This is a genomic window from Umezawaea beigongshangensis (assembly GCF_016464305.1).
Lineage (GTDB): Bacteria > Actinomycetota > Actinomycetes > Mycobacteriales > Pseudonocardiaceae > Umezawaea_A > Umezawaea_A beigongshangensis.
Genome location: NZ_JAEIOJ010000003.1, coordinates 679,868 through 699,898 on the forward strand (window position 1 = coordinate 679,868; position 20,031 = coordinate 699,898).

Annotated in this window: 26 protein-coding genes; 7 read left to right on the forward strand and 19 right to left on the reverse strand. The window is 73.6% G+C overall.

Features of this window, described 5'->3' with window-relative positions; genetic code table 11:
• Positions 1-262 precede the first annotated feature (262 nt).
• From IMZ35_RS11365 to IMZ35_RS11395, 7 genes are all read right to left on the reverse strand, one after another.
• A complete protein-coding gene (locus IMZ35_RS11365; RefSeq protein WP_199440922.1) occupies positions 263-805 on the reverse strand; it encodes a hypothetical protein in 543 nt (180 codons plus the stop codon).
• Positions 805-1,938 carry a hypothetical protein gene (locus tag IMZ35_RS11370; RefSeq protein ID WP_199440923.1) on the reverse strand — a complete coding sequence of 378 codons (1,134 nt, stop codon included), beginning with the start codon at positions 1,936-1,938 and terminating at the stop codon, positions 805-807. The genes IMZ35_RS11365 and IMZ35_RS11370 overlap by 1 nt, the downstream gene beginning before the upstream one ends.
• A 16-nt stretch (positions 1,939-1,954) precedes the next feature.
• The gene (locus IMZ35_RS31365; RefSeq protein WP_199440924.1) at positions 1,955-2,368 is read right to left on the reverse strand and encodes a FixH family protein; all 414 of its coding nucleotides are present in this window, start codon (positions 2,366-2,368) and stop codon (positions 1,955-1,957) included.
• Complete coding sequence (locus IMZ35_RS11380; protein WP_199440925.1) at positions 2,365-3,804, reverse strand: DUF8832 domain-containing protein; 1,440 nt, start codon at positions 3,802-3,804, stop codon at positions 2,365-2,367. Before IMZ35_RS11380 ends, IMZ35_RS31365 begins: the two co-directional genes overlap by 4 nt.
• A 108-nt stretch (positions 3,805-3,912) precedes the next feature.
• Entirely contained in the window at positions 3,913-4,575 is a 663-nt protein-coding gene (locus tag IMZ35_RS11385) for a response regulator (RefSeq protein ID WP_307867939.1), read from the reverse strand.
• A complete protein-coding gene (locus IMZ35_RS11390; RefSeq protein WP_307867940.1) occupies positions 4,572-5,840 on the reverse strand; it encodes a sensor histidine kinase in 1,269 nt (422 codons plus the stop codon). Before IMZ35_RS11390 ends, IMZ35_RS11385 begins: the two co-directional genes overlap by 4 nt.
• 178 nt (positions 5,841-6,018) lie before the next feature.
• On the reverse strand, positions 6,019-6,474 hold the full coding sequence (locus tag IMZ35_RS11395) for a hypothetical protein (protein ID WP_199440926.1): 456 nt from the start codon (positions 6,472-6,474) through the stop codon (positions 6,019-6,021).
• Between the two features lie 189 nt (positions 6,475-6,663).
• Between IMZ35_RS11395 and IMZ35_RS11400 the strand changes: the two genes are divergently transcribed.
• Positions 6,664-6,879, forward strand: a complete 216-nt coding sequence (locus IMZ35_RS11400) for a DUF397 domain-containing protein (RefSeq protein ID WP_199441045.1) — start codon at positions 6,664-6,666, stop codon at positions 6,877-6,879.
• An 80-nt stretch (positions 6,880-6,959) separates the two neighbouring features.
• Here IMZ35_RS11400 and IMZ35_RS11405 read toward each other — a convergent pair whose 3' ends face one another.
• Positions 6,960-7,505 carry a hypothetical protein gene (locus IMZ35_RS11405; RefSeq protein WP_199440927.1) on the reverse strand — a complete coding sequence of 182 codons (546 nt, stop codon included), beginning with the start codon at positions 7,503-7,505 and terminating at the stop codon, positions 6,960-6,962.
• Between the two features lie 509 nt (positions 7,506-8,014).
• Between IMZ35_RS11405 and IMZ35_RS11410 the strand changes: the two genes are divergently transcribed.
• Together IMZ35_RS11410 and IMZ35_RS11415 are read left to right on the forward strand one after the other, a co-directional pair.
• On the forward strand, positions 8,015-8,629 hold the full coding sequence (locus IMZ35_RS11410; RefSeq protein WP_199440928.1) for a helix-turn-helix transcriptional regulator: 615 nt from the start codon (positions 8,015-8,017) through the stop codon (positions 8,627-8,629).
• Between the two features lie 300 nt (positions 8,630-8,929).
• Complete coding sequence (locus tag IMZ35_RS11415) at positions 8,930-10,258, forward strand: FAD-dependent oxidoreductase (protein WP_199440929.1); 1,329 nt, start codon at positions 8,930-8,932, stop codon at positions 10,256-10,258.
• 20 nt (positions 10,259-10,278) lie between these two features.
• Here IMZ35_RS11415 and IMZ35_RS11420 read toward each other — a convergent pair whose 3' ends face one another.
• The 4 genes from IMZ35_RS11420 to IMZ35_RS11435 all read right to left on the reverse strand — a co-directional run bounded on the left by IMZ35_RS11420 (position 10,279) and on the right by IMZ35_RS11435 (position 11,894).
• Positions 10,279-10,701, reverse strand: a complete 423-nt coding sequence (locus tag IMZ35_RS11420) for a roadblock/LC7 domain-containing protein (protein WP_199440930.1) — start codon at positions 10,699-10,701, stop codon at positions 10,279-10,281.
• On the reverse strand, positions 10,698-11,066 hold the full coding sequence (locus IMZ35_RS11425) for a hypothetical protein (protein ID WP_199440931.1): 369 nt from the start codon (positions 11,064-11,066) through the stop codon (positions 10,698-10,700). The genes IMZ35_RS11420 and IMZ35_RS11425 overlap by 4 nt, the downstream gene beginning before the upstream one ends.
• Positions 11,067-11,212: 146 nt before the next feature.
• Positions 11,213-11,698 carry a MarR family winged helix-turn-helix transcriptional regulator gene (locus tag IMZ35_RS11430; protein WP_199440932.1) on the reverse strand — a complete coding sequence of 162 codons (486 nt, stop codon included), beginning with the start codon at positions 11,696-11,698 and terminating at the stop codon, positions 11,213-11,215.
• 28 nt (positions 11,699-11,726) lie between these two features.
• Entirely contained in the window at positions 11,727-11,894 is a 168-nt protein-coding gene (locus tag IMZ35_RS11435) for a hypothetical protein (protein WP_199440933.1), read from the reverse strand.
• Positions 11,895-11,952: 58 nt separating this feature from the next.
• Between IMZ35_RS11435 and IMZ35_RS11440 the strand changes: the two genes are divergently transcribed.
• Positions 11,953-12,171 (forward strand): hypothetical protein, encoded by a 219-nt coding sequence (locus tag IMZ35_RS11440; protein ID WP_199440934.1) that lies wholly within the window; start codon positions 11,953-11,955, stop codon positions 12,169-12,171.
• Positions 12,172-12,191: 20 nt separating this feature from the next.
• On the opposite strand, the gene IMZ35_RS11445 is transcribed toward IMZ35_RS11440, so the two are convergent.
• Together IMZ35_RS11445 and IMZ35_RS11450 are read right to left on the reverse strand one after the other, a co-directional pair.
• A complete protein-coding gene (locus IMZ35_RS11445; protein ID WP_199440935.1) occupies positions 12,192-12,563 on the reverse strand; it encodes a hypothetical protein in 372 nt (123 codons plus the stop codon).
• 282 nt (positions 12,564-12,845) lie between these two features.
• Positions 12,846-13,739: an MBL fold metallo-hydrolase gene (locus tag IMZ35_RS11450; protein WP_199440936.1), complete on the reverse strand. Its 894-nt coding sequence runs from the start codon at positions 13,737-13,739 to the stop codon at positions 12,846-12,848.
• 111 nt (positions 13,740-13,850) lie between these two features.
• Here IMZ35_RS11450 and IMZ35_RS11455 point away from each other — a divergent pair, with 111 nt between their 5' ends.
• Complete coding sequence (locus tag IMZ35_RS11455) at positions 13,851-14,705, forward strand: LysR family transcriptional regulator (RefSeq protein WP_199440937.1); 855 nt, start codon at positions 13,851-13,853, stop codon at positions 14,703-14,705.
• A 6-nt stretch (positions 14,706-14,711) separates the two neighbouring features.
• Here the strand turns inward: IMZ35_RS11455 and IMZ35_RS11460 are convergent, their stop codons facing one another.
• A complete protein-coding gene (locus IMZ35_RS11460; RefSeq protein ID WP_199440938.1) occupies positions 14,712-14,867 on the reverse strand; it encodes a winged helix DNA-binding protein in 156 nt (51 codons plus the stop codon).
• A 77-nt stretch (positions 14,868-14,944) separates the two neighbouring features.
• Here IMZ35_RS11460 and IMZ35_RS11465 point away from each other — a divergent pair, with 77 nt between their 5' ends.
• Positions 14,945-15,193 carry a nuclear transport factor 2 family protein gene (locus IMZ35_RS11465; RefSeq protein WP_307867942.1) on the forward strand — a complete coding sequence of 83 codons (249 nt, stop codon included), beginning with the start codon at positions 14,945-14,947 and terminating at the stop codon, positions 15,191-15,193.
• Here IMZ35_RS11465 and IMZ35_RS11470 read toward each other — a convergent pair whose 3' ends face one another.
• Both IMZ35_RS11470 and IMZ35_RS11475 read right to left on the reverse strand, forming a co-directional pair.
• The gene (locus IMZ35_RS11470) at positions 15,194-16,216 is read right to left on the reverse strand and encodes a YcxB family protein (protein ID WP_199440939.1); all 1,023 of its coding nucleotides are present in this window, start codon (positions 16,214-16,216) and stop codon (positions 15,194-15,196) included.
• 265 nt (positions 16,217-16,481) lie between these two features.
• Positions 16,482-17,321, reverse strand: a complete 840-nt coding sequence (locus tag IMZ35_RS11475; RefSeq protein WP_199440940.1) for an SDR family oxidoreductase — start codon at positions 17,319-17,321, stop codon at positions 16,482-16,484.
• Positions 17,322-17,412: 91 nt separating this feature from the next.
• Here IMZ35_RS11475 and IMZ35_RS11480 point away from each other — a divergent pair, with 91 nt between their 5' ends.
• Positions 17,413-17,784, forward strand: a complete 372-nt coding sequence (locus IMZ35_RS11480) for a winged helix-turn-helix transcriptional regulator (protein ID WP_199440941.1) — start codon at positions 17,413-17,415, stop codon at positions 17,782-17,784.
• A 324-nt stretch (positions 17,785-18,108) separates the two neighbouring features.
• Here IMZ35_RS11480 and IMZ35_RS11485 read toward each other — a convergent pair whose 3' ends face one another.
• Positions 18,109-18,774 carry a TetR/AcrR family transcriptional regulator gene (locus tag IMZ35_RS11485; RefSeq protein WP_199440942.1) on the reverse strand — a complete coding sequence of 222 codons (666 nt, stop codon included), beginning with the start codon at positions 18,772-18,774 and terminating at the stop codon, positions 18,109-18,111.
• 52 nt (positions 18,775-18,826) lie between these two features.
• Positions 18,827-19,528: a DUF2306 domain-containing protein gene (locus IMZ35_RS11490; protein WP_199440943.1), complete on the reverse strand. Its 702-nt coding sequence runs from the start codon at positions 19,526-19,528 to the stop codon at positions 18,827-18,829.
• Between the last annotated feature and the right edge of the window lie 503 nt (positions 19,529-20,031).

Here is a 20,031-nt window from a genome sequence, read left to right on the forward strand (position 1 = left end):
GGGCACGAGTTCCGAACCCACCGTGCGAGCAATGATCCGGAGGACCGGGCTGTCCCCACCTCCGTTCGGCGGATCGGGAGAGCAGCTGATCCGTGTCGTGCGGACGGCCGCGGTGCTCGGCCACACCGAGGAGCAGCTCACGGGGGAGCGCACGACGGAGGCGCGCGAGCTGCACGGGATCGACCTGGCGGTGACCGCGGAGCTGCGGTTCGAGCGACGGCGACCCGCCGCCCGCCCCCTGCGGAACGGGCGGCGGGTCGCCTCACACGGCCGACAGCTCCTCGCGGGAGGGCCTCGTGCGGCGCCAGGCGATCGTCAGGAACGTGATCAGCCCCAGCAGCGGCAGCGTCGCCACCGCCCAGCTCAGCGCCAGCGGCGGTCCCGGCTGCTCCAGGACCTCCAGGTTCGGCAGCACGCCCTCGCCGCGCCCGTCCGGGCCGTCGACGGCGAACGTCATCGTCCACGTCCCCGGCGTGTCCAGGGAGGCGATGTCCATGCCCCACACCTCCAGCTTGCGCGGGTGGCGGGCCAGTTTGCGCGTCTTGTGCTCGTCCGCGCCCACCAGCTCCTGCCGCACGGTGCCGGTCCTGCCCTCGATGCCGCCGTCCGGGGCGAAGGTGAAGTCCAGCGACTGCATGGCGCGCACCGGCCAGGTGCTGAACCCGACGGTGATGCCGTACGGACCGGCCTGCACCCGCTCGGTGTGCACGACGTTCACCGGTTCGTAGGCCGCCGCGGGCTGTGCGCTCGTTCCGAGCAGGGTTGCGGTCGCCAGCAGTGCCGCGACGGTGGTCCGCGTCCTCATCACGCCTCCTCGGCGGTGGTCGGGGCGATGGCGCGCAGCGTCAGGCCGAAGCGCCAGCCCAGAAGGCCGGCCAGCGCGCCCAGCACGAGCGCGACGATCGCGGTCGGTGCCACGTAGCCGAACTCGGGGAGCGGAGCGTCGAACAGCAGCGTGCGCTGCAGGGGTGCCAGCGCCGCGACCAGGGCGGTCGCGACCGCTCCGCACAGGGGTGCGACGACGCGCGCGGACCAGCCGCTCGCGCGGGCCACCCGCAGCGCGCCCTCCAGGAGCAGCGCCACGCCCAGCAGGGACATCGGTATCAGGCTCGGCAGGCCGGGCACCCGGTCCACGTAGTCCCGCACCGGCAGCCCCACGGCGTCGGCGTAGGTGTAGGTCGCCCACGGCGTGAACACCCACAGCACCGCCTGGAGCGCCGCCACGGCGCCGCCGGCCAGCAGCGCCGCACCCGGCCTGCGGAAGTACGACACGGCCACCACCAGCAGGAGCACGGTCGTGAACGCGATGCTCGTGTCCACGGCGTCGAACGCGCCGTCGGCGTCCTGGAACGCCAGCGACGTGATCGTGAAGAACGCCACCAGCAGCGCCAGCGAGACGAGCACGCCGATCCGGCCCCAGCGCTCGGCCCGCGCCGCGGCGAACGCCATCAGCGAACCGATGATCGTGGTGGAGATCGCCAGCAGCAGGCCGATGTGCGGCGGCGAGTCGATCGTCGCGTCGAAGCCGTACAGACTGTGCCACCACTGGTCCCACAGGCCGTAGAGCAGGAACGTCGCGGCAGCCGTTCCGGTCACGAGATAGGCGACGGGAGCGGCGAACGTCCGCCCGAACACGCCGATCGCGTGCCCGCCGACCGCCGGGTCCACCGAGCGTCCGGCGCGCTGCGCCGCGGTCGTGCGCAGCACCACGACGAGCGCGGCCACCCCGGCGACCGCGCTGCCGGTGTAGAGGAGCAGGTGCGGCAGCGTGAAGAACGTGTCGGGTCCCACGTCGCTGTGCCACTGCACGTCCCAGCTCAGCCCGAACATCGACATCAAGGCGCCCAGGAGCACCGCGGCCGCAGGTGGCCACCCCCTGGTTCCCGCGCGTGCGCGGGCGTTCACCGCCACGCGTGTTCCCGGTGCTGTCAGGTCCATCGTGCTCGTCTTCCTCTCATCCGCTGATCAGGAGCGGGAACACGACCCGCTCCGCTCCTCGCGCGTCGTCGACGACGACGGTCAGTTCCCACTGCCCGGCCATGTCGAGCGGCACCTCGGCCGCCCGGTACCGGCCGTCCCCGGTGCGCTGCGCCGGGATCGGCGGCAGTGCGTGCCCCATGTGCGGCATGGCCGGTTCGATCCGCACCTCGTCCACGTCGGGCGCGCCGCTCACCTCGACGTCCACGCCGGTGGTGCCGGCGCGGGCCGCGTCGACCACCAGCCGCACGCCGTGCCGCGACGTGGCCGCCTCCAGCGCGGCCGGTGCGCTTCCCGAGCCCGGTCGGGCGAACAGCACGACGGCCGCCGCGACCACCACCGCCACGAGCAGCGCCGCCACCGGCGCCGCCCGCATCCACCGCCGCGTCACGGCGTTCCTCCTTCTCCGGCTCCGACGTCCAGCAGGACCGGTGTCGTCACCAGGGCGTAGTCGCGCTGGTTCTGCACCCACACCCGGTAGCGGCCGGGCAGCGGGAACGTGTGCGTGAACGTCACCACGGGGCCGTAGGCGGCGACCGTCTCGTCCGGCGGCCCGCCCGTCGCGCCCGGCGTCAGCGGCACCATCGCGTGCGCGTGCGCCCACACCGGTGCCCGCTGGGCCGCGTCGCCCACCGGCTCCCCGTCGGGCAGCGGGCCGACGACGATCAGGTGTCCCACCATGCCCAGCCAGGGCTGGAGGTCGGCCGTCGTGCCGACCCGTGCGGTGATCGTGGTCGGCTCACCCGCTCGCGCCCCGGTCACGGCGACGTCGACGGGGGTGCCGTTCACGTCGCGCGCACCGGCGGCGGGCGGCGACGACGGGTCCACCGGCGTGCCGGGGACGTCGAAGCCGGTGGGGGAGCGCAGCAGCTGCACCCCGCCACCGCGGCGGGAGATCTCCGCGGACACCGCGTGGTGGCCGGGTTCCGGGGCGCGCAGCCGCGCGCGGTACTCGCCGGGAGAGACCCGCACCGGGTGCACGTGGCGCAGTCCGCCGGAGGGCGTGACGACCACGAGGTGCATCAGCGCGTCGTCGTGCACGAGCAGGTCGTCCACCGGGCGTCCGCTCGCGCCGTCGGTGAGCGACAGCTCCAGGTCGAGCGCGTCTCCGGTGCTCCCGGCGCGCAGCAGCAGCGTGACCGGTGGCCGGGAGAGGTCCGAAGTGGACGGACGCTGCACGGAGTACGGGTCGCGGACGGCGTCCTCGGTGGCGTCGACGTCCTCGCCGGGACGTGGTGGGGCCGGGGTGGAGGCGGACAGCAGCGCGGCCGTCACCGCCACGGCCAGCGCCGCCACGAACCCGCCCGCCGGCAGCAGCACGACCCACCCGTGCCGCGCCGTCACAGCCGTGCCCAGCGCGACGAGCAGCAGCAGCCCGGCGGCCACGAAACCACGGTAGGTCAGGCCCTCCGCGGGCGACATCACCGCCACCGGCACCACGAACGGGATCAGCGCGACCCGCTCGCCGTCGTCGACCGCCAGTTCCTGCGGCCCGGCGGTGTCCACCCGCAGCGTCCCGTGGTGCGGACCGGGCGTCGCGCCCAGCGCCACCACGGCCTCCGGCCCGCCGCCGCCGCCCGGCCGTGCGACGCGCAGCCGCAGCTCGCCGGGCGCGCTGCCCTCGTGCGTGATCACGTCGACCCTCAGCGGGCCCGGCACCGCGTCCACCCGGCGCAGCACCACGGTCAGCTCGCGGTCCCCCAGCGTCTGCGCGACGTGCACGTCACCACCGGCCGGTGCCCCGTCGGCGAGCGCGAGCGCTCCACCGCACAGCGTGGCCAGCGCGCTCAGCAGCAGCGCCGCGATCGTCTTCTCCGTCGTCCTCATCGGGACCGACTCTAGGAACGGAGCGTGTCCCCGTCGTCACGGCAACGGGGGACCGCTCGTCCCCCGCACGAGGGATTCGACCCCGGCACCGGGTCGGGGTCGGCGGGCTCAGCGGTGCGGACCGCTCACCAGACCGTGCGCGTAGGCGTAGACGGCGGCGTGCACGCGGTCGCGCAGCCCGAGCTTGGTGAGCACCCGCGACACGTGCGTCTTGACCGTCTCCTCGCCCACGTGCAGCTGCGCCGCGATCTCGGCGTTGCTGCGGGCCGCCGCGATCAGCAGCAGCACCTCCTGCTCCCGCGAGGTCAGCCGCCGCACCTCCGGCGGCGCGGGCGGCGGTTCGATGCTGGTGGCGAAGCGGGTGATGAGTCGCCGGGTCACCGACGGGTCGATCAGCGCGTCGCCCCGCACGGCCACCCGCATCGCCGAGATCATCTCCTCCGGCGGGAGGCTCTTGAGCAGGAAACCGCTGGCACCGGCCCGCAGCGCGCGGTAGACGTACTCGTCGCTGTCGTAGGTGGTGAGCACCAGCACCCTGGTGACGTTGCCCGGCGCGCCCAGGATCGCCTCCGCGGCGGCGAGGCCGTCGAGCTTCGGCATCCGCACGTCCAGCACGGCGACGTCCGGGCGCAGCCTCGCGGCCAGCGCGACCGCCTCGCGCCCGTCAGCGACCTCGGCGACGCACTCCAGGTCCGGCTGGGTGTCGAGCACGGCGCGCATCCCCGAGCGGAACAGCGCGTGGTCGTCGGCGAGCAGGACGCGCAGCGTCACGGGCGCTCCCCGGTCGGCAGGAGCGCGCGCACGACCCAGTGCTCGCCGGTGGCGTCCGGGCCGTGCCGGAACTCGCCGTCGAACAGCGCGACCCGGTCCCCGATGCCGGCCAGCCCCAGCCGCGGCGTCCCGGTGTTCCGGTGGGCTCCGCTCGTCGCCGTCCTGTTCGTCGCCGCGCTGTTCGTCGCCGTCCTGTTCGTCGCCGCCCTGTTCGTCGCCGCCCTGTTCGGCATCTCGTTCGTCACCGTCAGCACGACGTCCCTCTCGCGGACGTGCACGTCGACCTCCACCAGTCCTCCCCCTCCGTGGCGCAGCGCGTTCGTCAGCGTCTCCTGCACGATGCGGTGGAGCGCCACGTCGACCGATCCCGGCAGTTCCCGCCGCCCGCCGCGGGTGGTCAGCGCCACCGGGAGCCCGGCGGCCCGCACGCCCTGCACCAGCTCGTCGACGCCCGCCAGTCCGGGCTGGCGGTCGGCGCGGTCCTCGTGGCCGTGCAGCAGGGCCAGCAGCCTGCGCAGATCGGCCATCGCCGAGCGGCTGGCCCGTTCCACGGCGTGCAGCGCGCGCCGCGCCGGGCCGTCGGTGTCCTCTCCCAGGCCGAGCCGGGCGGCTCCCGCGTGCACGCCGATCGCGCTGACGTGGTGGGAGATGACGTCGTGCAGGTCGCGGGCGACGGCGCTGCGCTCCTGCGCCACGGCTCGCGCGACGGCGGCCCGCTCGGCGTGCTGCTGCCGCTCGCTCCGCTGCTCCAGCTCGGCGATGTAGGCGCCGCGCGCGGTGGTGTAGCGGCCGACCAGCAGCGGCAGCAGGCAGCTCGCCGCGACGTCGAGCACCACCGGCCACGGGCCGGGTTCCCGGCCGCCCTCCAGCTCCAGTTCGTTCACGACGAGGCCGACGGCCATCGCGAGCGCGGAGGTCGCGGCCTGCGCGCCGCCGAGCCAGGCCCCGGCGCGGTAGGCGGCGATCAGCACCCCGGCGTCGTTGACCTGCTGGCCGCCGGGGCCCAGCAGCAGGGAAGCGGCGACCAGCAGCAGGGCGTGCGCTCCCGCGACGAGGCCCGAGCGCCGGGCCGAGGTGGCGAGCGCGCCGTCGACCGCGAGGATCAGCACGACGAGGACCTGCTCGCGCCAGCCGAACGGCGCGGGCTCGCTCAGGACGAACGAGGCCACGTCGACCACCGCGCACGTCGCCGCCACCAGCAGGGACTGGCCGACCAGTGATCTGCGGGTGCCGCGCACCGGGTCGGTCGCGCCGTCCGTTCCCACCTGTTCCGTCCCCCGCTCGCCTCGTCCGGCAGGGGAGAAGCGTAAGGCGCGCGCGACGGAGCCAGATCCCCCGCGCGGGGGACCCGGCGACGGGCCGAACGGTGTCCGCGGTGAACGGGGGGAGGAAGTGGCGCGGCCGGTGGTCAGCCGACCGCGTTCACCCCCCTCACGGACGTCCTCACGACGCGAGTCGGGCGGCGCGAACGCCGGCCTTCCGCCACGAGGGAGGCCGTACCGTCACGGGGCGCTGCTCCACCGGAGGAACGTGGAGCGAGCGCGGTGCGGGAACGGCCGTACGCGGTGCATCGGGATGGTCGGGGTGGACCAGGTTCAGCAGAGCCAGGAGGGCGCGGTCGGCCCTGCCCTGGTACACCCAGACGACCTGCTCGGGGGCGAACAGGTCGATCTTCTCCCGCTTGGGCACCCGCGCGGCGGTCACGTGCTGGAAACCCCTGAGCGTCACCATGTCGACGTAGTCGTCCCAGTCGTAGGTGCAGACGATCGCCGACGGTTCCACGACCCCGCCGCAGTAGCGGAGGGTGAAACCGTCGTTCACGACGTCGACGAGCAGTCGTCGCACCAGCGGCGACAGCTCGTCCTCGGTGATCTGGGCATCGCTTCCTGCCGATGCCACGCGCAAATCACCAGTCTCCGTGCTCATGACCACCGCCAAGCTCCAGTGCACAGTCACCTGAAGATGCACGTGCATTTGGTTCGTGCAGGACGCTAGCATCGTGCACGTCCGGATGCACGTGCATCCGCACGGCACGTCCGAGTGGTTCTTCAGCTCCAGGAGGTCACCGTGTCCGTCGTCCAGAACGGCATGTCCGCCGACGCTCTGACCGAGGCCCGGTGGCGGAAGAGCCGCCGGAGCGGGGCGGTGGGCAACTGTGTCGAGGTCACGCCCCTGCCGGACGGTGGCGTCGCGGTCCGCAACTCCCGCTTCCCGAGCGGCCCGGCACTCGTCTACACCCGGGCCGAGATCGAGGCGTTCTTCCTCGGGGTCAAGGACGGCGAGTTCGACGACGTGATCGGCTGATCCGCGAAATCAACCGATCGGAGGAGCTGGCCGCTGCTGCGAACGAGACCTGAACCGGTCGAGCACCGCTCGGCCCGGCGTCAGTTCCCGTCGACCTGCTCCCGCAGCGCGCCGCACGTGTCGCAGGCGAAGACGTGCACCAGCGGGCCCTCGGCGGACGCCGGTCCGAGGTAGGCCGCCGGGCGACCGTGGCACAGCGGCCAGCACTCGCCCCCCGGCGCCGCGTACGCCGGTGTGCGCAGCAGGTCCAGCAGCGCGGCCGGCGCCTCGCCGAAGCGCACCGGACCCGCTTCCGTGTCGTGGCTCTGCACCCACCGACCGGCGCTCAGGCAGTCCAGGCACCCGTGCGCGTCGAGATCCGCTCCGCGGGTCAGCGCGTCGGCGGCGCCGGGGCTCAGCTCGTCGCGCAGGTCGATCGCGGTGCCGCAGTGGTGGCACGAGTCGGCGTGCCCGCCCCGCCGCACCCTGGTCCGCTGGGTGCAGCGGGGGCACGCGGTGACCACCTCGTCCAGTCGCAGGCACTCCCGCGCGGTGCCGCACAGCGCGCACGTGCGCACGCCCCCGAACCCCGACGCCTGCACGACGTCCGTGCGGAACAGGGGGAAGAGCGGCGCGGCGAGGGTCACGCTCGCATGATCCCCGCTCCGCCCGGTCGCGCGACACCGACCAACGACCCGTTCTGTCCGGTCGCGCTTGCGCGCACGTCACTCCGTCGTGTGGTCAAAGGGGAAAGCTTCTACTGGGCGTGGTCTCGTCGCCGATTGTGACGAACCGCACACCCAGAGGTGGCGATGATCGGTCTAGACCTCTGACCAGGGCCTTCGAGCCTTCGAGGCATCCCGGCAGTGCCCGAAGAGCACGCCGTGCTGAGACGTGTGGGCACTCGGTGAGCAGTTGTGGTCTGTCGGATGAGCACTCGTTCGGAGCAACATCACCCTCGGCAGTGGCACTCCGCCACTCGCCCGTTCCCCGGAACGCACCTCGACGGGTCGTCGGACGCGGTTCCGCCGACCGCTCCGCCGGTGCCGGGCACCGGTGTCCGCTTCGGCGGCGAGGCAGAGCAGAAGAGCGGTCCGGGCACGACGGACGTCCGTCGTCCGGATCGACTACGGGTAGGGGAGGACCTGTGGAGAGAATGCGTGTAGTGCTGCGAGCGACCGATCCGATCACGCTCGCCGGACTGAGCGGTTCGCTCAAGGAGCGGACCGAGCTGATGGTGATCCCGCCGCAGCGCATGGCCGAGGCCGACGTCTGCGTCATGGCGACCGACCGGGTGACCCCGGAGGTCGTGACGCTGATGCGCGGCGTCGCGGCGGAGTGCGGGGGGCCGACGGTGCTCGTCACGGGCCACGTCGATCCGAACGACCTGCTCACCGCCGTGGAGTGCCGGGTCGTCGCGGTGCTGTCCCGCGTCGCGGCCACTCCCGAGCGGCTGGCCGGCGCCATCAAGGCCGCCTGCACCGGGCGTGGACTGCTGCCGCCGGACCTGCTGGGCGAACTGCTCCAGCGCGTCGGCAGGCTCCAGCGCGAGGTGCTCGCGCCCAACGGCCTCACCGCGTCGGGCCTCACGGCGCGGGAGATCGACGTCCTGCGCCTCATGGCGGAGGGCTGGGACACGGCGGAGATCGCGGACAAGCTCTGCTACTCCGACCGCACGGTCAAGAACATCATCTACGGCATGACCAAGCGGCTCCAGCTCCGCAACCGCTCGCACGCCGTCGCGTTCGCCCTGCGTGCCGGGGTGATCTGACGCGAGGTGGTCCGACGCGGTGTGGTGCGCCACCCGTGCGCACGGGGGCGTCGTCCGGTTCACCGGCCGGCGCCCCTTCGCACGGGGGAACTGCGTCATCGAACGACCCCTGTTCGCACTCGCGACCACTCGTGGTGCACAGATGATCACGACGGCCGGCGGTGCGTCGAGGTGTGGATACCTCCGCTGCCCCAACGCACACCGATGCGTGCCCGCCCCCGGACGCGCCCGCGAGGTGGGCACCGGATGAGCTGTGGGTGAGCTGTCGGGTGAGCGCCGATCACGAGCAGTCTTGAGATCATGGAAGAGACCGGCCGGGCCGTGGTCGTCGGTGCGGGCATCGCCGGACTGCTGGCCGCCAGGGCGCTCAGCGACGTGTTCGAACGGGTCGCGGTGATCGACCGCGACGTCCTGACGGCCGGGGCCACCGGCCGGCGCGGCGTCCCGCAGGGCCCGCACGCGCACGCGCTGCTCGCGGGAGGGACGGCCGCGCTGGAACACCTGCTCCCCGGCCTGGGCGACGAATTGGTCGCCGGGGGCGCGGTGCGCGCCGACCTCCAGCACGACCTGCGCTGGTACAGCGGTGATCACCGGTTGCGCGCCGGACGGCCGCGGCTGGAGGGCGTCGGCGTCAGCGGAGTCGCGCTGGAGCGCGCCGTCCGGGACCGCGTCCGCGCGCTGCCCGGCGTCACGATCATCGGCGCGTGCGACGTCGTCGGCCTCACCTCGGCACCGGGACGCGACCTGGTGACCGGAGTGCGGCTGCTGCCGCGCGCGGACAGCGCCGCGGAGACCAGGCTCGCCGCCGACCTCGTCGTGGACGCGGGTGGGCGGGCCTCGCGCACTCCCGCCTGGCTGGAGGAGATGGGCTACCAGCGCGTGCCGGAGGAGAGCGTCGAGATCGGCCTGGCGTGCGTCACCCGCCACTACCGGCGCGAGCCGCACCACCTGGACGGCGGGCTGGGGGCCGTCGCCGGGTTCCACCCCGGAACGCGGCGCGGCGGCTGCGTCATCGCCCAGGAGGGCGACCGGTTCGCCGTGACCGTCGCCGGGGTGCTGGGCGAGCACCCGCCGGGCGATCACGCCGGGCTGCTCGCGTTCGCCGAGTCGCTGCCCGGCGGCGAGGTGGCCGAGGTCGTGCGCACCGCGCAGCCGCTGGACGACCCCGTGCGGATGTCCTGGCCGAGGCACACCCGCCGCTACTACGAGCGGGTGCGCCGCTTCCCGGACGGGCTCCTGGTGCTGGGCGACGCGCTGTGCACCTTCAACCCCCTGCACGGGCAGGGCGCGTCGGTCGCGGCGCTGGAGGCGCAGCTGCTGGCGCGGCTGCTCGCGCACGGCACCGACCGGCTGGCCCGGCGGTTCTTCCGGGCCGCCGCCTCGCTGGTGCACGGCCCGTGGTCCATCGGCCGTGGCACCGACCTGCGGTTCCCGGAGCTGGGCGGTCGCCGCACCGCCGCCGCCCGCCTGGTCGCGGCCTACCTCGACCGCTACCGGGCCGCGGCGGCCGGTGACCCGGTGCTGGGCGGCGCGCTGGTCCGCGTGTTCGCCCTGACGAGTCCACCGGCTCGGTTGTTCGCGCCGGACCTGGTGGCGCGGGTGCTGCGCCACCGCGCCGGGTCGCGCTGAGCCCGCGTCCCGGCCCCGGATCAGCCCTGGTCCGGGGCGAGCAGGATCGCGACCGCCCGCTTCGCCGCGACGGTGAAGCGTCCGAGGGTGGTGTTCGGGGTGCCGAGCAGGACCAGCAGCAGCGTGCTGCTCAGCGGGACGATGCCGATGCAGCCGCGGTCGCCCTCGAACATCGCGCCCTGCATCCGGCCCAGCGAGGTGACCTGCAGGAAGCGGGAGCCGATGCCCGCCGCGGCTGCGGCCATGGCGGCGGCCTGCGAGGCCACCGCGTCGCCGTCGGCGGCGCTCAGCCCGGTGTCGGCGGACAGCACCATGCCGTCCCGGCTGGTCACGACGGCGCCCTGGATGCCGTCGACCTGTGCCCGGACCCCGCCCAGGAGTTCTGAGAGGACGCGGGGATCGCGCAGGCGGATCGGCGTGCGGTTGCCGTTCTGCTCGTTCATACCGTGAGCTTCTGCTCGACGCGCCGCAGGTGGTGCCGGGCGAGCGCCAGGTTGGCGCGGCCGCGGTCGAGCACCAGGTACAGGAACAGCCTGCCCACCAGGACGTCCGACAGCGGGCGGATGATGTGGTACTGCCGCTGGAGCGTGATGAGGATGTCCTCGATCGTGTCGTCCAGCTGGAGCGAGGCGATGGTCCGCAGCTTCGCCCGCATCACCTCGGTGTTGCCCGCACCGGCGGCTTCGAGGTCCAGCAGGGCGTTGCCGCCCTGTGCTCCCAGCGTCATGCCGCTGTCGTAGTCGACCAGCGACACACCCACCGCGCCCTCGACCGTCATGGCGTCGCGCAACGCCTCGTCGATGTTCACCCGCTGAACCTCCACCCGGACCGACCGGAGGCGACGGACCGCGCCCCCGTGCCACGTGATCGTGGCTGCCGCAAGCACGTTACCCAGACGGGTGACGTTTGCGCGGGGATCTTCACCCGCAAGTCGCAAACGGGCAGGTCACATCGTTACTGTTCGGAGTCGGTGGGTGTGGTCCTGTCCAGCTCGATGCGTGCGAGCATCCGGCCGAACACCGACTCCAGGACGTCGAGCTCCTCGGCCGACAGCGGGTCGAAGAAGTAGCGGCGCACCACCTCGACGTGACCCGGAGCCGCCGACTCGATCGCCGTGCGGCCCGCGGGCGTCAGCCGCACCATCGAGCCCCGCGCGTCGTCCGGGCACTCCTCGCGGACGACGAGCCCCCGCTTCTCCATCCGGTTGACCTGGTGGGAGAGCCGGCTGCGTTCCCAGCCCACGGCGCGACCCAGCTCGCGGGTGCGCAGCACACCGTCCGCCGCCTCCGACAGGGGAGCGAGCAGGGCGTACTCGGCGGCCGAGAGGCCGGCGTCGCGCACCAGCTGCCGGTCGAAGGCGGCCTGGAGCTCCCGTCTGAGGTCGCGGTAGGCGAGCCACACGCGGTCCTCGTGCTCGTCGAGCCACCGTGCCTCGGCCACCGGACCACCCCACTCACTCGTTGACGTGTCACGCCGAGCGTCGCACGGCCGTGTCGATGCCGTCCAGCAGCACCTCCGGGCCGGTCTCGACGGCGTTCCCGGCCGCCTGCACCAGGTGCGGGACGTCCTCGTCGACCGGTCGCCCGGCCACGCTGGTCGAGTCGCTGCCCGCGGACGCGCGGGCCGTGGTGTTCATCGGTGGTGTTCGCCGCGGCGACGTCGCGCCCTGACACGGCAGCGCGCTGCCGGACGCCGTGCGCGCGGCGGAACCGCCGCCCGGCTCGGTGTTCGCGCGGCTCGCGGGCGGGGGCGCTCTGCGCCGCCACCTCCCGACCGAACGCGGCCTGGACCGCCGGTCGGCCGAGTGCACCGGCTACCGGCGGCCGCGGCTCACCCGGGACGACGCCCTGTCCGAGCAGGACCCGGCGGAGGCGCGGGAACGGGTGGCCCGGCTCGGCGGCGAGCAGGGCTGATCACGCCGGTGGTGCGGAGTTCAGCTCGACTGGCCGTGGCCCGCGTCCAGGATTCCGCCGGTGGCGCAGACGTCACCGGCCAGCGCCTCCGCCTCGTTCACGCCCGGAGAGCCGACGGGGACGTCGAGACCGTTGGCGACGTCCTCCACCGGCACCTGGGCGATCAGCGCGTTCACGTCGAGATCGCACGCGCCGACCACCACGTCGGCGTTGTGCAGCAGGTCGGTGTCGTTCGTGTTCACCAGGCCGACCTGCACGTGGTCGCTGTTGTCCACGACGTCGATCCCGCCGACCTCCAGCGGGCCGGGGACCTCGGCCGCCGAAGCCGCACCGGCCAGCATCACGGTGCCCGCGGCGGTGGCCGTCACGACGGCGCCAAGCTTCTTGAACACGACCAACCCCTTGTGGTGATGTCATCCGCACGATCGAGAGGACGGCGACCCCGGTCACGCACGACGTGCCGGTGGTGATCGACGAGGCCGCACCGTGGGGTGCAACGTACCGACGCCCCCGCCCCGATTCCACCGCCCAACACCATCGTGTGATCCGCTCCCCCTCCCGCGTGAACGCGAGTGGAGCGTTCCAGCACCCCGAGCGGAGCGTTCGGGCACGGCGAGCGGAGCGTTCGCGCGACCCGGTCCGGTGCGGACCGTCCACACCGGACCGGACGACGATCAGCCGGCGTGCTCCGCGCACAGGCAGCCGACGCCCCTGCCGAGCCACTCCCGGCCCGTCCAGTCCGGGTACCGCTCGATCATCAGCGCCGAGACCTCCTCGGCGATCGTCTCCTCGCTCACCGCCGAGTCGCGCCGCACCCACGTCTCGTCGCGCAGCAGTGCCAGGTAGTCGCGCACGTCGGTGAGCAGCTCCGCGCCGCCGACGTCGCCGTGACCGGGCACGACGACCCGCGGTCTCCCGGCGGCGAGCCGCTCCAGCACCGCCAGCCAGCGGGTGCCGGACACGTCGGTGTCGTGCGGCGGGAACCACGGGAAGATGGCGAACTGGCCTGCCTCCACCAGGTCGCCGGTGAACAGCACGCCCGCGTCCGGCACCTCCACCACCTGGTCGCCCCGGCTGTGCGCCCGGCCGGTGGCCCGCAGCCGCACCACCCGGCCGCCCAGGTCCAGTTCGTGCTCGCGCTCGTAGACGACGTCGGGGGTGGCCAGTTCGACGCCCTCCAGCCGACGCGCGACCGTCTCGCCGAGCCCGCGGAACATCTCCAGGTAGCCGGGGCCCCTCGTCCTCAGGTCGTCGGCCTGGTCCCGGTTGAGCAGGAACGTCGCGTCGTCGGCGAAGACCTGCGCGCCGAACGCGTGCTCGGGGTGGAAGTGCGTCGTGGTCAGGAGGAGCCTGCGTCCCCGCGCGTACTCGGTCGCGAACGCCAGCACGGTCTCCGCGTTGCGCGGCCCCAACCCCGTCTCCACGACGAGAACGGAGTGCTCGCCGCCGATCACCCCGATGTTCGGGACGAGCGGCACCCGCCGGTCCGGGATCACCACCAGGTCGCGGGCGAGTTCCCGCACACCGGTGGTCTCCACGACGGGATCGGGCAGCACCTGATCGGACACGCTGACTCCTTCTGAACGGGAACGGGACCGGCCCCAGTCCAGCGCGCGGGCGTTCGCGGTGTCCAAGTCCGGTGCGGTGCCGCCGATACCGGCCGCGTATCGTCGCAGCTGATGGACCTGCGCGAGCTGCGGTACTTCGTGGCGGTCGCCGAGGAGCTGCACTTCGGCCGGGCCGCCGCGCGCCTGCACATGACCCAGCCGCCGCTGAGCAGGGCGATCAAGCAGCTGGAGACCGATCTCGGTCACGTGCTGCTGCACCGCTCACCCGCCGGGGTGGCCCTCACCCCGGCCGGGGCGGCGCTGCACGCCGAGGCGCGCACCCTGCTCGCGTCGGCCGACCGGCTGCGCACGCGGGTGGCCGACGCCGCCGGCGCGTCCACCATCACGATCGGCACGCTCGGCGACAGCTCGGAGCAGACCGGCGCCCGGCTGGCCGCCGCCTACCGCGAGCAGCACCCCGGCACGCGCGTGCGCGTCCGGGAGGCCGACTTCACCGATCCGACCGCCGGCCTGCGCGCCGGTCTGGTCGACGTCGCCCTGACCAGGTCACCGTTCGACGACACCGGCATCACCACCCACGTGCTGCGCAGCGACCCGGTGGGCGTGGTCCTGCGCGCCGACGACCCCCTCGCCGGTCGGGACCGCCTGCGCACGGGCGAGCTGGCCGACCGCCCGTGGTTCCGGTTGCCCGAGGGCACCGATCCGGTCTGGCGGGCGTACTGGAACGTCCACGACCGCGACGGCCCGGTCGTGCGCACGGTCCACGAGTGCCTCCAGGCAGTCCTGTGGAACGGCTCGGTGGGGATGGCCCCGCTCGCGCACCCGCTGCCCCACGGCCTCACGGCGGTTCCGCTGGTGGACGTGCCGCCCAGCGACGTCGTCGTGGCGTGGGCGGGCACCGGTCCGAGTCCGCTGGTCCGCTCGTTCGTCCGGCTCGTCGTGGCCGCTCACCGACCGGAGGGCTGAGGACCCTCAGCCCGGCGCGTGGTGCGCGAGCAACCGGGTGAGCAGGCGGACGAGCGCCTGCCGGTCGTGGGCCGACAGCGGTTCGAGCAGTTCGTCCTGCACGCCGTCGAGCGCCCGGTCCAACCGTCGCAGCTGCCGGTTCCCGGCGCCGGTGAGGGTCACGGTGTTGCGCCTGCGGTCGTCCGGACGACGTCACGGTCCACTCGCCGAAGGCCGGGGAGCTGCACGGCGCGGGCGAGGTGGTCGACCTGCTGCGCCGGAGCGGGGTCGAGGGGGAGCGCACCCGGCACTCGAACACCGACGTGCTGGTGGACCTCGACGGTGACAGCGCGGAGGTGTCGGCGAACCAGTTCGTGCGCTTCTACCGCGACGGCCAGCCGCCCCACCGCTCCAGCGGCCTGCGCCTGGCCCACACCGCGGTGCGGACGCCCGCGGGCTGGCGGTGCCGCGAGGCGTGGATCGTGCTCGCCTGGACCCGCGAGGACTGATCACGAGCGCGGCGTGGCGAGCACCGGCTTCCCCGAGTTCGTGGTGCTCATCGTCAGCAGCGCGCTCAGCTCGGCCGCCTGCTCCGCGGCGAGCAGCCGCTTCGGCAGCACGAGCACGACGGTGGGGCTCTGGTGCAGCAGGAAGAACTCCGCGGTCTCCCGCAGCCGGTGGAACGCCGTCCAGCGGACCGCGTACCGCTCGGTGGCCGTGACCGCGGAGATGCCCTCGTCCGTGACGGTCCACCGGGTCGGCACGCACAGCCTCTCCGCGGCCTTGCGCACCGCCCGGCGACGGCCGGCGGTCGTGTTCCAGATCAGGAAGAGCGCCGCGCCGACGCAGGTGGCCCCCGCCCAGATCTCCCCCGACAGCAGGTAGAGCACGCCCAGGACCAGCGACACCGCGGCGAGCACCCGCAGGAGCACGTCCCTGCCGCGGAACGCGAAGCCCATGCCCCTGACGTACTCGTCGACGCGGACCTGACCGGCGAACTCCAGCCGTTCGGGCGTCGCGCCCTCCGGTGGCGGCGGGAGCGCGCCCGCCTGCGGCAGCACCTTCCCCCGCTCGCGGTGCGGGGCGAGCACGGCGCTCAGCTCGGCGGCCTGCTCGTCGGTGAGCAGGCGTCCGGGCAGCACGGTCACCTGCTGGGAGTTCTGGAACAGCAGGAAGAACTCCGGCGTCTCGACGATCCGGTGCAGCGCGTCCCAGCGCAGCTCGTACCGGTCCGTCTCGGACTCGAAGCGGTAGACGTCGTCGGTCAGGACGAACCTCGCGGGCACGCACACGCGGTGTGCCACCTTGCGGATCGCCCGGCGCTGTCCGAGGGTCAGCTGGTAGACGACGATCACCGCGCAGACGATCAGCGACGAGCCGACGTCGGCGAACGCGGTGGTCAGCAGGGCGGCTCCGCCGACCAGCGCCGCCGCGCACACGGCGAACACCACCGCTCGCGATCTGTGGTGGGCGGCGGCGAGCCCCCGCAGCTGTTCGGCGACGTCGACGCGGCCGGTGAACTCGATGTGCACGGCGGACTGCTCCCGTTCTCGGAGGTGGGAGCGGATCGTCGCACCTCGGGCCGCGTTCACCGGCACGTCGAGATCGCGTCGTTGTGAAGTCCGATCGGTGGTCACCGTGCGTGAACGGACAGTTCCGGCGACCCAGTTCGCGCACGGAGAGCAACCCGGTGAACGACGAGTGCGCCGACTGCACCGCCGCGGACTTCGGCACCCGGCCGACGCTGTCCTGCCCGCCGTCCGGCGACCACGACCTCACCCGACCCGGTGACAGGTCTCAGCGGAACGCGGCGACGTTGCGCGCGGCCCAGTCCGCGAAGGTGCGCGGAGTGCGGCCCAGGACCCGCTGGACGTCCGGGCTGACGCGCAGCTCGGCCGGGTTCGGGGAACCGAGGATGTCCAGGGTGTCGTCGGCGAGTTCCGCCGGCATGGCCAGGGACATGCCCGCCTTGGCCTCCTCGCGGGTGAGTTCCCGGAACCGCACCGGTGAACCCAGCGCGGCGGCGATGGCCTGCGTCTGCTGGCGCGGAGTGATCACCTCCGGGCCGGTCAGCTCGTAGACGCCGCCGCTGTGCCGGTCGTCCAGCAGGCACGCCGCCGCCACGTCGGCGATGTCGGCCGGGTCGAGGATCGGCACGCCGACGTCGCCGAAGGGCGCGGCCACGACCCGCTGCGCGCGGACGGACTCGGCCCACCACAGGGCGTTGGAGGCGAAGCCGCCCGGCCGCAGGACCGTCCAGTCCACACCGGACTCCCGCAGGACGTCCTCCACGCCGCGCAGCGCGATCCGCGTCGCGCCGTGGGGCCTGGTCACCACGCCCAGCGAGGAGAGCAGGACGATCCGGCGGACCCCGCTGGCGGCGGCCCGGCGGACGACGCCGGCCGGGTCGGCCCCGGCGGCGTGCAGGTCGCCGGGCAGCAGGAGGAACAGCGCCTTCGCCCCCTCCAGCACGGGGTCCAGGCCGGCGGGCTCGTTCAGGTCGGCGCTCACGTGGCGGACGCCGTCCCGTGCTGCCGCCGCGTTCCGCGACACCGCTGTCACCTGCTCGCCCGCCTCGGCCAGTGCCCGCGTCAACGGCCGGCCCACGTTCCCGGTAGCTCCGGTCACCACGATCATGATCTGCTCCTCGTTCGACGTCCTCTGTGGAGAGAACGCTAGGAGGCGGGCTAACTCCTGGTAAGGACGTACCTCCGGGTAAGCTCAGCACGTGGCAGAAGGCGCGCAGTTCACCCCGGCCGAGGCGGACGCGTCGTATGAGGTGTTTCACACCGACTGCCTCGCGCGCGACGTGGTCGACCACGTGACCAGCAGGTGGGGCGTCTGGGTGCTGATCGCCCTGCGAAACGGAGACCTCCGGTTCTTCGAGCTGCGCCGGAGCATCCGGGGCGTCAGCGAGAAGATGCTCGCCCAGACCCTGCGCGCACTGGTCCACGACGGCCTGCTCTGGCGGAAGGTCGAGCCGACGACGCCGCCACAGGTCACCTACGGGCTGACCGAGTTCGGGCGGGAGATCGGCGAGCCGCTGACGGAGCTGTTCGACCGGATCACGCGGCGGCTGTCGCCCAGCGGCACCCAGTAGGACGACACCCAGTAGGACGGCACCCGGTAGGACTGCACCCGGGACGGCACCTGTCAGGCGTGCCGCGCCGCCGGGTGGTGCTTGCGCAGGTCGGAGACCGTCAGCCGGTCGAGCACACCCGGCCGGGCAGGACGCGGGAGGCGCGCCGGTGGTGCAGCGGGTGCGGGGCCTGCGGTCCGTCACGGCCTTCGCGATCGTGCGGGCCGCGACCTCGGACGGCACGCCCGCCCTGGTGAACGCGGCGACGTGGGAGGGCGGCGCCCGCACCAGATCCTGCTCACGACCTGGCCGGACGGCCTCCGGATCACCGGAGCCGGTGTGACGCTACGACTCCCGGTCCGGCGTCGTGAGCCCCACGACCAGCACGTGCAGGGCGGAGTCGACGGTGGCGTCCCGCTCGTCCTGCGACGGTTGGGGCTGGAGGTTGGGCAGGAGGGTGGCCAGACCGTGGACCGTCGCCCAGCTGGCCATCACCGCGTCAGCGGTCCTCTCCGGTGCCAGGCACCCCACCGCGGTCAGGCGGGCGAGCGCCTCCAGGAGCACCGAGTCGGGCTTGGGCCGGTCCTCGTAGCCGGGGTCCGTCGTGTCCTCGACGAAACCGGGCGCCTTCACACCGACGGGATCGCCCGCCATGGCCGTGGCGAAGAGGCCCGGTTCGTCCAGCGCGAACCGCACGTAGGCGCGGCCGACCTCGCACAGGTGGGCCTTCGCCGCCTCCACGGGGTCGGCGGGTTCCCGGAACTCGGCGAGCTGGGCGATCATCGCGGCGGCCATCGCGCGGAGAGCCTTCTGGGACACGGCTCGCTTCAACGTGGCCAGCGTCGTGAAGTGGCCGTACGCGGAGTTCGGCGCGACCCCGACGATCCGGGTGACCTCCCGCAGGACGACGGCGTGCGGGCCACCTGTGCGGGCCAGCTCCACGCCCGCGTCGACGAGAGCAGCCCGCAGGTCACCGTGGTGATAGGTGGCGCGCTTGCGTCGCTGTTCCATGGGGAGATCCTGGCACGCGGGGGTCGGGGGGCCGGGGTGGCCCGCGCGCCGGTCACACCTCGACGGGCACGGCGTCGGCCCGTGCCGTCCCGCGCGGTGCGGGAGACGGGGAGAACCGGAGGCCGGGAAGGTCGCGGCGCCGGATCATGATCTCCGCGACGACGATGTTCGGCAGCCAGCACAGGAAGGGAACGGCGGCGTAGGCGTCGCCCATCAACTGGTCGACCTCCGGGTCGGGACCGCCGACGCCGATCGCCAGCTGGAAGAGGATGAGAACCCCCAGCCACAACCGCAGCGTGGGGGCGGCGAAGGTGAGGGCGAAACTGCGGATCATCCACGCCTGGTGACTGGCGAAGTCGCGTTCCCGCGCGGCGCGATAGCCGCGCCACGTGGTCCAGCCCCAGAGCACGGCCAGCGTTCCGAAGCCGAAGAACCCGACGAACGCGGCGGTGCTGAAAGCGGCCATCACCAGGCCCGAGACCGAGGCGAACGCGATGGACACGGCGTAGGTGCGGCCGATCCAGCGGTGCACGGCCCGGTAGCGGCGGCGGATCGTCCTGGCGAACTGGAACGGCCCCACGGCCAGGGCGACGCCCGCCGAGACGATGTGGACGTAGAAGGCGATCTGGACGAAGAACGGCCGGTCCGCGTAGCCGCCCGCGAGGCCGACCTCCTGTTCGGCGAGCGCGTCGAGGCTGCCGGTCGCGTACTGGCCGACGAAGTACCCGGAGATCGCCAGCGATGTCAGCGTCACCGCGGTCCAGCTGCCGCGTGAGCCGCGTCGTGGCCGTGTCCGGGACGGGGGTGGCGAGGAAGTCAGCGCGGTCATCGCGACGAACCTGCTTTCACGAGGTGTGCGGAGAAGAACGGCAGCAGGAGGAGAGCGGAGCTGAGGAGCGAGACGTGCTTCTCCGGGGAACGCGCGCACTCGTCGGCGGCGCGGTCGAGGCATCAGCGTGCGCACGCGATCTGGACAGTGTGAGTTTGCCCGTGCCGGAGCGCGGCTGTCAAGCGAGCCGACCTCCAACGCCGACCTCCGACGCCGACCGGTGCCGGGTGCACCGGGAACCCCTCCGTTCCGCCCCTCCGTGTGCCGGAGGTGCCGGGGCTCCGGGGAGTCGAGAGGTGACGTGGAGTTCGGCGTGGTCCGCGGTGCTCGGCGATCCGGTGCGGTTCCTACCGCTGGCACTGCCGTTCCCATCCGGCTTCGCGCACGCCCTGCTGCTGTTCTCCGGCGACGTCCTCGCCGTGTGCGGA